Source organism: Archangium primigenium, from assembly GCF_016904885.1.
Lineage (GTDB): Bacteria > Myxococcota > Myxococcia > Myxococcales > Myxococcaceae > Cystobacter > Cystobacter primigenius.
In genome coordinates this window covers 7,162,432-7,176,775 of record NZ_JADWYI010000001.1, presented here as the reverse complement: position 1 = coordinate 7,176,775, position 14,344 = coordinate 7,162,432, and the positions used below count along the sequence as shown (strand labels likewise).

Sequence of the window (14,344 nt, the reverse complement as noted above, 5' to 3'; positions counted from 1 at the left end):
GACCTCGCGGTGGACGGGGCCCGGGTGCTGGACCCGGTCAGGGTCCTCGCCGGGATGGTCCGGGTGGAGGTTTCGGAGGGCGTGACGGAGGCCGGGGTGAGGGCCGCGGGGGTCGTGGTCGGGACCGGGCCGAGGGCCCCGTGGGTCCCGGGCAGCGCGTCATCGCGGAGCTGAGCACCCTGGAGAAGGCCCTGGGCAAGGCGGACCTCTCCGGCCAGAAGCAGCCGCTCGAGGCCATCGTGCGCTCGCTGCGCGCGCTGCGGGTGAAGTCGCTCGACGAGCTGGAGCTCAACGTCAAGGGTCGGCTCATGACCACGCTGCTGCGCGTGCAGCGGCAGACCCGTCCGGCTCAGCCGGAGGCGCCCTCCGAGGCGGCTCCGGCCGAGGCGCCCGCCGAGGCTCCGGCGGTCGAGGCCGCTCCGGCGGCCGAGGGCGCGGAGGCCCCCGCCGCGAGCGAGACGCCGGCACCGGCGGCCCCCGCGGTGGACCCCGCGAAGGAGAAGTTCCAGGCCTACGGCGACGTGCTCCACCTGGTCGGTCGCGCCTGGCGCGCCGCGGGAGATGCGGAGCGTTCCTCGGCGGCGTTCGGACTGAGTGGCCGCGCCGCCGAGCCCGAGCGCGAGGAGGCCGCCGCGCGTCCCGCGGCCGAGCGTCCCGAGGGTGAGCGCCGGGAGCGTCGCGATCGTCCCGAGGGCGAGCGTCGGGAGCGTCGCGATCGTCCCGAGGGTGAGCGCCGGGAGCGTCGCGATCGTCCCGAGGGTGAGCGTCGCGACCGTCCCGAGGGCGAGCGCCGGGAGCGGCGGGAGCGCCCCGAGGGCGAGCGGCGTCCGATGCCCGAGCTGACGGGCGACTGGCAGGAGCAGGCCAAGCAGCTCGAGGGCATGGGCCGCACCCGCGACGCGGCGCGCATGCACGAGCGCAACAACTCCTTCGTCGAGGCCACGCGCTTGTTCGAGGCGGGTGGCAAGACCCAGGACGCGCTGCGCACGGCGCTGGCCGGCAAGGACAACGAGGCCGCTCGTCGCCTCACGTCCGCGGTGCCCGCCGAGCAGTTGACCCAGGTGCTGGAGAAGGCGGGTGCCTACGAACTGCTGATGGAGATCTACATCGGCAAGGGCGACTTCGAGAACGTCGCGCGTCTGTACGAGCGGGCCCGTCAGTTCGATCAGGCGGCGCTCGCCTATGAGCGCGCGGGCAAGCTGGCGCTGGCCCGCAAGGCGTACGAGCGCTCGCGCGACTTCGCCGCCGCCAACCGCATCCGGGACCTCGAGGTAAAGGCCCTGGTGGAGCGCGGGGATCGGCTCGGCGCCGCCACGCTGCTCGTGTCCGCCGGCCGCCGTCAGGACGCCGCGGAAGTGCTCGGCGCGCTGCCGGCGCCCAAGGCCTTCCACTTCCTGCAGCGGCTCAAGCTGGACGAGGAGGCCAAGGCGCTCGCGCAGAAGGAACTGGCGCGCGCCGAGTCGGAGAACAAGCCGGCGGGCCGTGCCCGGTGGCTGGAGCTGCTCGGCGAGTCCGCCACCGCGGCGGCGCTCTACGAGGAGATCGGTCGCAAGGAGAAGGCCCTGGGTCTGTACGAGCAGATCGGCCACCTGCCCAAGGCCGCGGCCCTCGCCGAGGAGCTGCAGCTGCGCGACCGCGCCATCGAGCTGTACACCAAGCTCGGCGACACCGCGGGCGTGGAGCGCTCCCAGTCCCTGCCCGCCACGCCTCCCGCCAAGCGGCCGGCGGATGCGGCCGCCGCGGCCGAGGAAGCCGAGGAGTCGGCGACGGGCGAAACGGCCACCGCTGGACAGAGCTCGTCCGCTTCTGGCCCTGACGGGCAAGAAAGCCAATAAATCTCGACAGTTGGCGGGATTTACGCGATTGCGAGGGGCGGGGAGCGGGCGATAAAGTGCCGCTCTCCCGCCCCTTTCTTTTTCGCGAGGCTTTCTCTTCATGGATCTGTCGAACCTCCGCCGACCCGCCGAGCGTGGTGTCTCCGACCGGCCTTTCGCCGAGGTAGAGGCCTCGCTCGAGAAGGCGGGCCGCGTCGAGGATCTCATCCGGCTCTACGAGGGACATGCCCGCGAGACGTCGGGTGCCGAGGCGGCGCGTGTGCTCGTGCGCGCGGGCCAGCTCGCGCAGGAGCGTCTGCGCAATCCCACGCGCTCCGAGGAGCTGCTGCGCCACGCGCTGTTGCTCGCCGAGGATCCGCGTCCCGCGCTGTTGGGCCTCAAGGCCGTGCACGAGTCGCGTCAGGACACGCACGCGCTCGTCGACGTGTTGGAGCGGCTGGGCGCGCTGAGCCAGGGCGAGGAGGCGTCGGCCTTCTTCCAGCAGGCGGCGACGCTGCACGAGCAGAAGCTCTTCCGGCGGGATCGTGCCGTGCTGTGCCTGCAGCGCGCGGTGCGCGCGAGCCCGGATCGGGCCACCTTCAAGCGGGCCCGTCAGCTGCTCCTCGTGGAGGAGCGCTTCCAGCCCATCTTCGAGCTGCTCGAGCGCGAGCGCACCACGCTCGGGGGCGACGGGATGGCGGAGGAGTACGCCGCGTTCTGCGAGCGCCTGGTGGAGGATCCCACCGAGCACGCGCTCGCCGAGCGCGCGCTCGCCGTGCTGCGGCAGCTCGAGCCGACCAACGCGCGGGCGGAGAAGGTCACCCAGACGCTGCAGCGCTTCGAGCAATCGTGGCGTGACCGGGCCCGCACGCTGCGTGGCATGTCGCTCGAGGAGCGGGATCGCAAGAGCGCGGCGCGCCTGTCCTTGCTGGTGGCCAAGCTGCACGCGTGGTTCGAGCCGGACTCGATGGAGAAGGTGGAGGAGGCGCTCGAGCGCTGCTTCCTGCTGTGGCCGGGAATGCCCGATGCCCTCAACCTCATCGAGCGGCTCGCCGAGCGCAAGGGCGACTTCGGTCCCGCCCAGGAGTGGCTGGAGGGATTGGCGGGCGAGGCGCGTGAGCGGACCGCCCAGGCGGAGTTGTGGCTGCGGCTGGGCACCCTGCGCCTGACGCGGCTCAACGATCCCGCCGGTGCGCTCGCCGCCTTCGAGAAGGCCACGAGCGTGGATCCGTCGCGCGCGGACGTGGCGAGCCTCGGCGCGGAGTTGCTCCTGGAGCAGGATCGCGCCGAGGACGCGCTCGTCATGCTGGAGCGCTCCCTGGGCTCGGTGAAGGACCGGACCACGCAGGTGTCCTTGCGTCTGCGGCTGGCGGACCTCTGCCTGCAACTGCGCAACGGGCCCGCCATGCGCGCCCACCTGGAGACGGTGCTCAAGCTGGAGCCCTTCAACGCCCAGGCGGCCTTCCTGCTGGCCCGGCTGCTGGCGGAACAGGAAGAGCTCTCCACGCTCGAGCCGCTGCTGGATCTGGCGATGCTCGCGCCGCGCTCGCGCGCCGAGCGCGTGGCGCTGTGCGAGACGCTGGCCTCGTTGTACGAGGAGGCGGACAACGCGCAGGGGGCCTTCGAGGTGCTCGCGCGCGCCCTGGCGCTGGAGCCCACCCGTCCGCTGCTGCTCGAGTCGGTGATGGAGAACGCCAGCAAGGCGAAGGCGGAGCCCGCGCTGGCGACGGCGCTGCGGCGGGCGGCCCTGGTGGCGCTGCCTCCCGAGGCGGCCATCCCGCTCTGGCGGCACCTCGCCCAGCTGCTGCAAGGACCCCTGGCGGATCCCGCGGGCGCCGAGGCCGCTTGGAAGGAAGTGCTCGCGCGCGCCCCGGGTGACAGCGCGGCCCAGGAGGCGGTGCGCACGCTGCGCGCCGCCGCGGCCCTCTCGGCGGATCCCAAGGCGCGCCTGGAGGCCGAGATCGTGCGGCGCGAGGCCGAGGGCGCGACGCCCGCGGAGCTGGAATCCATGGTGCGCGACCTGGTGAAGTTCGCGCCGGATGATCCCTCCAGCCTGCGGCGACTGCAGGCGGTGTGCGCGGCGGTGTCGAAGGTGGAGGAGGCCGCGGAGCTCGCGGGCCGGCTCTCCAAGCTGGCGGAGACGCAGGTGGAGCGCAGCGACTGGGCGGCGCGTCAGGCGCGGCTCTTCGCCGAGCGCCTGAACCGTTCCGATGAGGCCGCGACCCTCTTCCTCCAGCTGCTCGCCGACAACGTGTCCACGGGCGTGGTGCTCGGAGGACTCGAGCGGCTCATGGCGGCCAAGGTGCGCACGGCGGAGATCGCCGAGGCGCTCGCCCGGTATTACGGCCGGCAGGGAGACCCCCAGCGTCAAGCCGCCGCGCTGCTGCAGCAGCTCGAGGTCACCTCCGAGCCGGTGGCGCGCCAGCGCCTGTTCGCGCAGATCGCCAACCTCCAGGAGAAGCAGCTCGTCGATGGCCGCTCGGCGTTCGACCTGCGCGTCCGGGCCCTGCGGGAGCTGCCCACGGACGAGGTGAACCGCGTGGAGCTGGCGCGGCTGGCCCATGAGCTGTCCGTGCACGCCGAGCTGGTGCGCGTGCTGCGCACCCTGGCTGGCGAGACGGAAGCCCCGGCGCTCGCCGTGCAACTGCTGTCCGAGACGGCGAAGCTGGCCGAGGAGTCCAAGGCCCTCCCGGAGGCGATTGGCGCGCTGGAGGCGGCGCTGCAGCGCGTGCCCGAGTCGTCCGAGGTGCTCGGTCGGCTCATCGCCCTGTATGGCAAGGCGGGTCGCGCGGCGGAGGCGGACGCCCTGCTGCGCAAGCGCATCCTCACGGCCACGCGCGCGGAGAAGATCGACCTGCTGATGCAGTTGGTGGATCTCAACGCGGGCCTCGGCCGCCCGCTGCAGGCCGCCGAGGCGTTGCAGACGGCCATCCAGTCCGGCGCGGACGAGGTGCGCCACCTGCCCCTGCTCGCCGAGCTGTACGAGAAGGCGGACCGCAGGCCCGAGTGGGGCGAGGTGCTCGCGCGGCAGATCGCGCTCGCGGAGGACGCGGGCGATCTCGACCGCGTGGCGCGCCTGACGCTCAAGCGCTCGCAGGTGCTCCAGGACTCCACGGGAGACCGTACGGACGTGGTGCGCCGCTTCTCGGACATCCTCCGGCAGCGCCCCTCGGACGTGGAGGCGCGTGCCGAGCTGGAGGGCATGCTGGGTACCGGGGCCGCGCGGGAGGAAGCCGCCCGTGCGCTCATCCCCGCGTACGAGGCCACCAAGGATCACCGCAAGCTCGTCACCGCGCTGGACGTGCTCGCCGAGGTGGCGCGTGACGACTCCGCGCGTGTGCTGGCGCTGCGCCAGACCGCGCAGGTGTACCTGACCCAGCTGCGCCAGCCCGAGCTGGCCTTCGCCTCGTTGGCGCGCGCCCTGCGCCTGGCTCCGGGAGACGCCGCGCTGCGCGCCGCCGCGCGTCAGGCGGCCGAGGACGCCGACTCGCTGGACTCCTACGCGGAGATCCTCATCGAGCTGTCCGAGGAAGGGGACTCGGACACCATCCGCGTGGGTCTGCTGCGCGAGCTGGCCGAGGTCCAGGAGAAGAAGCTCGATGATCGCGCCGCGGCCCTGAAGTCGCTCCGGGCCCTGCTGCTGCTCGAGCCGGGCAGCCTCGACTGCCTGCGCGCCTTGCAGCGCCTGCACCGCGCGGGCGAGGAGTGGGCCGCGCTCGCCGAGGTGCTCGAGAAGCTCGCCGCCGCCGCGTCCGAGCCGTCCGAGCAACTCGCGCACCTGCGCGAGGCCGCCCTGCTGCACGAGTCCAAGCTGTCCGACTCGGAGAGCGCCGCCAATGCCTGGCGCGCCATCGCCGAGCGGGATCCGCTCCAGCGCGAGGCCGCCGTCGCCCTGGACCGGCTCTACACCGAGCTGGGCCGTCCCAAGGATCTGGCCTGGGCGCTCGGCCTGCGCCGCACGCAGGAAGGGCAGAGCCCCCAGGGCCGCGAGGTCTCCTTCCGCTTGGCGGAGCTCTTGCGCTCGTCGCTGGGTGACCCGAACGCCTCGCTCCAGCTCTACCAGGGCATCCTCGCGGAGGATCCCGGCCACCCGGGTGCCCGCGCGGCGCTCGAGGAGTGGGTGAGGGCGGCGGTGCCCATGAGCGTGGGCGCGCTGGAGGTGCTGGATCCCGTGCTCGCGCGGCTGGGCGACCATGCCCGGCGCGTGGCGCTGCGGGAGACGCGTCTGGAGTCCGCGCTCATCGCCGAGAAGGCACAGCTCACCGCGGACATCCGCCGCATCTACGAGCAGGACATGCACCAGCCGTCGCTCGCCTTCATGGCGGCGGTGAAGGCCTTCTCGCAGGGCGTGGAGCGCGAGAAGCTCCAGCCGGAGCTGGAGCGGCTGGCGCGCGAGACGGGCTCGCACGAGATGTTGGCCGAGCTGTACGAGGAGGCCGGGTTGGACCTGCCTCGGGGCGACTCGACGGCGCTCAACCTGCTGCGGCGCGCCGCCGAGCTGCGCGAGCAGATGGGCCAGACGGAGGAGGCCACGAGTGTCTGGAAGCGCGTCCTCGAGGATGCGCCCCAGGATCGTCAGGCGCTCGAGATGCTCTCGCGGCTGTACGAGCGCGGCCAGAACGCCAAGAGCCTGTCGGAGGTCTACGCCGCCCAGTCGGCGCTGGCCACGGCGCCCGAGGAGCGGCGCGCCCTGCTGGTGAAGGCGGGCGAGGCCCATGCCGCCGCGGGCGATGACGCCAAGGCCATCGAGACGTGGCGCTCGGCGCTGGCCATCCGCAAGGCCGAGGACGGCCTGCTCGCGCTGGACAAGCTGTTCTCCCGGACGAAGCGGCCGCTGGAGCAGGCGGACGTGTTGGATCAGCTCGCGGAGCTGGCCACGGACAACGAGGCGCGCCGGGGCTTCATCCTGCGCCGGGCCCAGTTGCTGGAGAAGGAGGGCAGTCACGCCGAGGCCCTGAGCGCCTACCGCGCCCTGATGGGCCTGGCCCCGGGCGACCCGCAGGCCGTCGCCGGACTGGAGCGCATGCTCCAGCTCGATGCCCAGCGCGTGGAGGCGGCCCGTCTGCTGGAGCCCGTCCACCGGGGCCTCAACGACACGCGCAAGCTGGTGGAGGTGCTGGAGATCCTCCTGCCAGGCACGCAGCCGGCGCTGCGCCTGGAGCGGGTGCAGGAGATCGCCACCCTGCGCGAGGCCCTGGGCCAGACGTCGCTCGCCTTCGCCGCGCGGCTGCGCGCCTTCAACGAGGCGCCGCAGGGCGAGGGCGTGTGCGATGACCTGGAGCGGCTCGCGGCCGACTCGGGCTCGTTCGAGGAAGTCGCGGCGGCCTACGAGGATCAGCTCGACCGGGGCAGCACCGAGCCCCTGGCGGGAGACCTGTGGCGGCGGCTCGCGGCCATCTACGACGGGCGGCTCAAGCGCTACGACCTGGCGGTGCGCGCGCTGGAGGAGGTCAGTCGTCGCGACCCGAAGAACAAGCAGGTGTTGGAGTCCATCTCGCGTGTGCATCGCCGCACGGGCGCGCACCGGGAGCTGGCGCTGGTGATGCGCCGGCAGGTGGCGGCGGAGCCGTCGCTGCCCGCGCAGGTGAACCTGCTCTTCGAGCTGGCGCACCTGGCCGAGGAGACGCTCTCCGACAAGGCGCTCGCGGCGCAGACGTACCGCGACGTGCTGGAGCGCCGCCCCGAGGACGCCAATGCCCTCAAGCTGCTCGGCCGCGTGCTGACGCAGATGGAGCGCTGGCCGGAGCTCGCCCAGCACATCGAGCGGGAGATCCAGCTGACCGACGCGCGCAACGCCCTCGAGGAGGGGAGTGATCTGCGCGTGCGCCTGGGTCGGCTCAAGTTCAGCCGCCTGGACGATCCGCGCGGCGCGCTGGAGCTGTACCAGGACGTGCTGCGCCGCCGGGCGGGCCACGCCGGAGCGGTGGGGGCCCTGGAGGAGATGGCGCGCTCGGACAGCCCGCTGCGCGGTCAGGCCGCCGTGGCGCTCGAGCCGGTGTTCGCGGCGGTGGGTGACCACCTCAAGCAGGTGCAGATGTTGGAGTCGCGCGTCTCCGCCGAGCCCGTGCCGCAGGAGCGCTCGGTGCTGCTGCGCCGCATCGCGGAGATGTACGCGGGACCGCTGGAGAACGCGGAGATGGCCTTCCTGTCGGCCACCCGCTCCCTGCGCGAGATGCCGGACGACGCGCGCACGCTGGAGTTGTGCCTCCAGCTCATGGACAAGGCGGGGGCCGCGGAGGAGTTCGCGGCGGTGCTCTCCGAGATCGCGCCTCGCGCGGGAGACGCGGCGCGCGCCGAGCTGTACCGCGCGCTGGCCCGGCTGCAGGCGCGCCTGGGTGAGGACGACGAGTCCCTGGCCTCGTGGCGCAAGGTGCTGACGCTCAGCCCCACGGACACCGAGGCGCTCGACAGCGTGGTGCGCCTGGTGTCCGAGCAGGGCACGCCCCAGGAACTGCTGGAGGTGCTGCGCCGTCAGCTCGCGAGCGCCGAGGAGCCGGCGCGCCGGGCCTCGGTGCTGCTGCAGATCGCCGTGCTGCAGGAGGCGGAGCTCCAGGATGGCCTGGGCGCGTTGGCCACCCTGCGGCGCCTGCTGGACGTGAAGCCGGATGACGCCGCGGCGCTCACCCGGATGGACGGCCTGTGCCAGAAGCTGGAGCGCTGGCCGGAGCTGGCGGACGTGCTTGCCCGCCGCATCGCGCTGGTGACGCCGGAGGAGGGCCTGGAGCTGAAGTTCCGCCTCGCGGTGGTGCGCGAGACGAAGCTGCTCGACAAGGCGGGCGCGCTGGCGCTCTACGGCGCGGTGCTCTCCGTGCAGCCCAACCACGCCGACACGGTGGGCCGCCTGGAGGCGCTGGTGCAGCGCGAGCCGCAGAACCTGCTCGCGGTGGAGACGCTGCTGCGCGCCTTCCGGGCGAGCGGGGACGTGGCGCGGCTCGCCTCGCTCATCGAGACGCGCGTCGGCGTGTCCCCGGACGCGCACGAGCGCAAGACGCTGCTCGGCGAGCTGGCCACGCTGCGCGAGAGCCAGGGGGAGCCGGAGCTCACCTTCCTCGCGCTCTTCCGCTCCTTCAAGGAGGACCCGAACGACCGCGAGCTGCGCGCGCGCCTGGAGAACGCCACGGACGCGGCGGGCTCCTACGACGAGCTGGTCGTGGCCTACGAGGAGGCCTTGCCGCGCGTGGCCGAGGTGCGCGACGCGGCGGAGATGTGCCTCAAGCTGGGCTATCTCTTCGAGTCGCGCCTGCGCGAGCCCGAGCGCGCCATCATCTACTACGAGCGCGCGCGCACGCTGGACCCCTCGTCGCAGACCCGGTCGCTGGTGGCGCTGGACCGGCTGTACATCACGCTGGAGGCCTGGGAGGAGCTGGCGCCAGTGCTGGAGGCGCTCGCCGCCACGGCGGAGCAGACCGCCGACAAGGTGGGCTTCCTCTTCCGCCTGGGGCAGCTCGCCCAGGAGAAGCTCCAGAGCATGGACCGCGCGGCGTCCGCCTTCGAGCAGGTGCTGGCGCTGGACGCCTCGCACCTCGCGTCGGCGCGGCTGCTCGAGGGCCTCTATGACGCGGCCGGAGCCCAGGACAAGCTGTACAACATCCTGAAGCTGCAGTCCGAGCGCGTCACGGGCCCGGAGCGCGAGCGCGTCCTCATGCGCATGGCGCAGGTGTCCTCCGAGGGGCTGGGCCAACTGGACGGCGCCATCGACCTGTACCGCGAGCTGCTGGCGAAGAACGCGCGCAACGAGCAGGCGTTCACCTCGCTGGAGGCCTTGTACGAGCGGGCGGGGCGGCACGAGGAGCTGCGGACGCTCCTGGCGGAGCGGCTGGCGCAGACGTTGGACCCGCGCGAGGTCGTGCGGCTCAACGAGCGCCTGGGCCAGGTGCTCTACCGCCTGCTCAAGCAGCCCGAGACGGCGGTGGGCCACCTCAAGGCGGCGCTCGAGCGCGATCCCCGCCACCGGGGCGTGCTGGACACGCTGCGCGAGCTGTACGAGGAGACGGGGCCCGCCGAGGAGCTGGTGGGCATCCTGCGGCGGCTCGTGCCGTTGCAGGAGTCGGCCGAGGGCGTGAAGGCGCTGCGCCTGCGTCTGGCCGAGGTGCTCTCCGGCGTGGGTCGCCGCGAGGAGGCGCTGGACGCGGCCCGCCGCGCGCTGGAAGTGGAGCCCCACGCGGTGGCGGACCTGGAGCGGGTCCACGCGCTCTTCGTGTCCCTGCGGGCCTACAACGACGCCGTCCGCGCGCTCGAGCTCAAGGTGCAGGTGCACCTGCAGGCCGAGGAGCGCGACCTGGCGGTGGCCACGTGGTTCGCCGTGGCGGACCTGTGGTCGGGCGCGGGCAACAAGCCGGAGCTCGCCGCGGGCGCGCTGGAGAAGGTGCTGGAGCTGGACCCCGCCCACCGGGACGCGTACGGGCGCGTGTGCGAGCTCTACCGGACGAACAACGACTGGCGGGCCTACGCGCAGGTGGTGGACCGCTACCTGCCGCACCTCGTCACGGAAGAGGAGAAGCTGGCCACCCTCAAGGAACTGGCGCGCGTGCAGGAAGAGCGCCTGGGCCAGAAGGACGTGGCCTTCCTGGCGCTCTGCCGGGCGCTGCAGCTCGACGCCTCGGACGACACGCTGCGCGAGGAGGTGGAGCGACTCGCCGACGAGACGGGCTCCCACGAGGAGCTGGCCGCCGTCTACGAGGAGGTGGCGGATGCCCTGCCGCGAGGTCCCCTGGCCGAGCGCATGTACGCCACGCTGGCGCGCGTCCACGACCTGAAGCTGGACGATGCCCAGGCGGCGGAGTCCTCGCTGCGGAAGATCCTGGAGTTCGATCCGACGAACGTCACCGCGCTCGATGGCCTGGCGGGGATGTTCCAGCGCCGGGGCCGTTCGCGCGAGTACGTGGTGGCCCTCGAGCAGAAGATCGAGGCCGCGGACTCCATCGAGACGCGCAAGTCCATCCTCCGGGAGATCGCCCGCGTCCATGACGAGCAGGGTGACCCCGACGAGTCCGCGAGCGCGCTGCTGCGGGCCCTGGATTTGGAGCCGGACGCGGAGACGTTGGGCGTGCTCACCGCGCTCTACCGTCGCCAGAAGGCCTGGAAGGACGTGGCCTCCACGCTGATGCGCGCGCGCGACCTGGCGGCCACCGTCGAGGAGCGGGCCCGCATCCAGCTCGACGTCGCGAGCGTCTACGAGCGCGACATCGGAGACGACGAGCCCGCGGTGGCCGCCTACCGGCAGGCGCTCGAGTTCGAGCCCTACAACCTCCAGGCCCTGGAGTCGTTGGAGCGGCTGCACACGCGGTTGGATCAACCGGCGGAGTTGCTGGCCATCTACGAGCGCATGCTCGAGGTCATCACCGACTACCGCGAGCGCGTGCGGGTGCTGTTCCGCTCGGCGAGCATCTGGGAGGACACCTACCAGAACCCGGCCAACGCGGACGCCTTCATCGAGGGCGTGCTCGCCATCGACCCGCAGAACCTCCAGGCCATCAAGACCCTCATCCGCCTGCGTCGGGACCAGGGCCGGTGGGAGGACCTGGTGGTCGCCTACGAGCGGCAGCTCCAGCTGGCCACGTCCACGCAGGAGCAGGCCGAGCTGTACGTGGAGATCGGCAACGTCTACCACCAGCAGCTCAAGCAGGTGGACCGGGCGGTCAACACGTACCACTACGCGCTGAGCATGGATCCGGGCTGCCGTCCCGCGCTGCACGCGCTGGGCAACCTCTACGAGCGCAGCGGCAACTGGCCCTACGCGCTGGACGTCCTACAGCAGGAGGCGCAGCTCGCGGGGCACACCCCCGAGGCGGTGGAGCTGTACTACCGCATGGGCCGCATGCACGAGGACATGCTGATGGACTCGGGCAGCGCGCGTACGGCCTACCAGAGCGCCATCGCGATCGACCCGGGCCACCTGGCCAGCATCCGGGCCCTCAAGGGCATCCAGGAGCAGGAGAAGGACTGGGGCGGCTACGAGCAGACCCTCTTGCAGGAGGCGCAGCAGACCGAGGACGCCGAGGCCAAGGCCAAGGCCCTGCTCGAGGTGGCGCGCTACAACGCCGAGACCAAGGGCGACCCCGAGACGGCCACGCACTACTACGAGGAGACGCTGCGCTACGCCCCGGACAGCCTGGAGGCCGCCCAGCCCTTGTCGGAGGTCTACAGCGCGCGCGAGGACTGGCTCGCGTGCGAGCGCATGCTCGACATCGTGGTGCGCCGCATGGCCGAGCGCGCCATCGCGGAGAAGGACACGGCGCTGGCCGCGGAGCTGTGCCGTCAGCTCTACCGCCTGGGCTACGTGGCGGACAAGCTGGGCAACCGCGGCAAGGCGCTCGATTCGTACAAGAAGGCCTACGATCTCGACGCGACCTACCTGCCGGTGCTCGAGGGCTACGGCCACCTGCTCGTGCAGCACGCCAAGCGCTACGAGGACGCGCTGCGCATCTTCCAGACGATCCTCATCCACCACCGCGAGGAGCTCACCGACATGGAGGTGGTGGAGGTCTACTGGCAGCTGGGTGACATCCACGCCAAGCTGAACCAGACGGACCGCGCGCAGAACCACTTCGAGAAGGCGCTCTCGGTGGACTCCAACCACGAGGCCTCCCTGCGCGCACTGGTGACGCTCATGGATGCCTCGGGCCGGTGGGAGCGCGCGGGTGACCTGCGCCAGCAGCTCGCCCAGGTGTTGGAGGGCGAGGCCAAGGCGAAGGTGCTCCTGGATCTCGGTCAGCTCGCGCGCGAGAAGCTCAAGGACCCGTACCAGGCGATCGACGCGTACTCCGGCGCGCTCAAGCTGGTTCCGGAGTCGCTCGAGGTGCTGGACGCGCTCTATGTGCTGCTGCGCGAGACGCGCCAGAGCCAGAAGGCCGCGGACATGCTGCAGCGCATGCTGCGGCTGCCCGCGCTGGCGTCCGAGCCGAACAAGGCCCGGCGGGTGTGGTTCGCGCTCGGCGAGCTGCGTCGGGACGAGCTGCGGGACGTGGACGGCGCGGCGGAGGCCTTCAACACGGCGCTGGACCTGGATCACCGATTCATCGAGGCCTTCAGCGCGCTCGAGGCGATGCTGGGTGGTGCGGGCCAGTGGCGCGCGCTGGAGGAGAACTACGCGAAGATGATCGGGCGCATGCCGAAGACGCCCGACACGCACGGGGCGCGCATGGGGCTGTGGCGCGCGCTGGGTGACCTCTACCGCCAGGTGCTCAAGAACCAGGAGAACGCGGTGGCGGCCTACGGGCTCGTCGCCAAGGGCCTGCCCGATGATGCCTCCGTGCAGGAGACCTACGCCGAGCTGGCGGCGGCCTCCCCGGGCAAGGAGGACGAGGCCATCGCGGCGCTGCGCCGGGCCCTGCCGCACACCACGGACACGCACAAGGTCTGCTCCCAGTTGGTGCGGCTGTTCGCGCGGCGCAAGGACTACGACGGCGCGTGGATGGCCGCCCAAGCCGTGTCGGGCCTGCTCGGCGAGGCGGGGGAGGACGAGAAGGAGATCCTCTCGCGGCTCGGTCCCTACGCGAAGCTCAAGGAGGTGGCCCAGCGGGCACTGCCGGATCGCATGTGGCAGTCGCACCTGCTGCATCCCCGGCTGCGCGGGCCCTTCACCGAGCTGATGGGCCTGCTCTTCGAGCAGATCGGCCACCTGTACGCGGTGCCCTTCACGAACTACCAGATCATCCCCAAGAAGCACCGGATCGATCTGCCGAGCTCGCAGGAGTACCACGTGCAGCACTACCGCTACGTGGCGCGGCTCTTCGGAATGGACGCGGTGGAGCTGTACTCGCCGCACCTGGTGGCCCGACGCGAGAACATGGCCAAGCGCTCCAACGAGCCGACGCCAGACCCCCGGCTCCACGTGGAGGTGCTGCAGACGCATCCGGCGTGCATTCGCGCCGGCGGCCGCTTCTTCGCCGAACAGGGCCAGAAGGAGGCGTACTACATGCTGGGCCGCGCGTTCGCGCTCGCACGCCCGGAACTGGCGTGGAGCCAGCGCCTGGCCCCGGAGCGGCTCGAGGCGGTGGTCCAGGCGGCGCTCAGCCTGGTGGTGCCCAACCTGCGCCTCACGGTGGACCCCCGCGGGGTGGACGCCGAGCGGCGCGTGCTGGAGAAGGGCTTCAGCGAGCAGGGTCGCGCGGCGCTGGCCAAGGTGGCACGCGTCTACGTGCCGGTGGCCACACCCGCGGATGTCCGCCAGTACTTCGACCACGTGGAGCTGACGGCGGCGCGCGCGGGCCTCCTGGCCGCGGGCGAGTGCGAACCGGTCAAGCGCATGGTGCTGGAGGAGACCGGCTCGGCCTTCCGGGTGACGCCCAAGGCGAAGCTCAAGGAACTGCTCGTCTTCGCGACCTCCGAGGAATTGCGCGAGCTGCGTGTCGCGATAGGTACGGATGTGGAGGTGCAGGTGCGGAAGTAGCCAGGAGATGTGCAGTGAGCGTGAGATCCCCTTCGGAGTTCACGCGTTGAAAGAGCGACCGGGCGGGCAAGAGCGGTGTCCTTGACCCCCCCGGACGCCACCTCTACGATTCCAACGGATTTTCTCTCGTTATTCCTGA

2 protein-coding genes are annotated in these 14,344 nt (G+C 72.1%); both read left to right on the top strand.

The window, feature by feature from the left end; genetic code table 11:
• Positions 1-140 precede the first annotated feature (140 nt).
• Complete coding sequence (locus tag I3V78_RS29455; RefSeq protein WP_338023778.1) at positions 141-1,835, top strand: tetratricopeptide repeat protein; 1,695 nt, start codon at positions 141-143, stop codon at positions 1,833-1,835.
• A gap of 100 nt (positions 1,836-1,935) precedes the next feature.
• Positions 1,936-14,205 (top strand): tetratricopeptide repeat protein, encoded by a 12,270-nt coding sequence (locus I3V78_RS29450; RefSeq protein ID WP_204492469.1) that lies wholly within the window; start codon positions 1,936-1,938, stop codon positions 14,203-14,205.
• Positions 14,206-14,344: the final 139 nt, after the last annotated feature.

Coding starts and splice junctions, on each gene's coding strand:
- I3V78_RS29450 (WP_204492469.1), top strand. CDS start 1,936: ATGGATCTGTCGAACCTCCGCCGACCCGCCGAGCGTGGTGTCTCCGAC.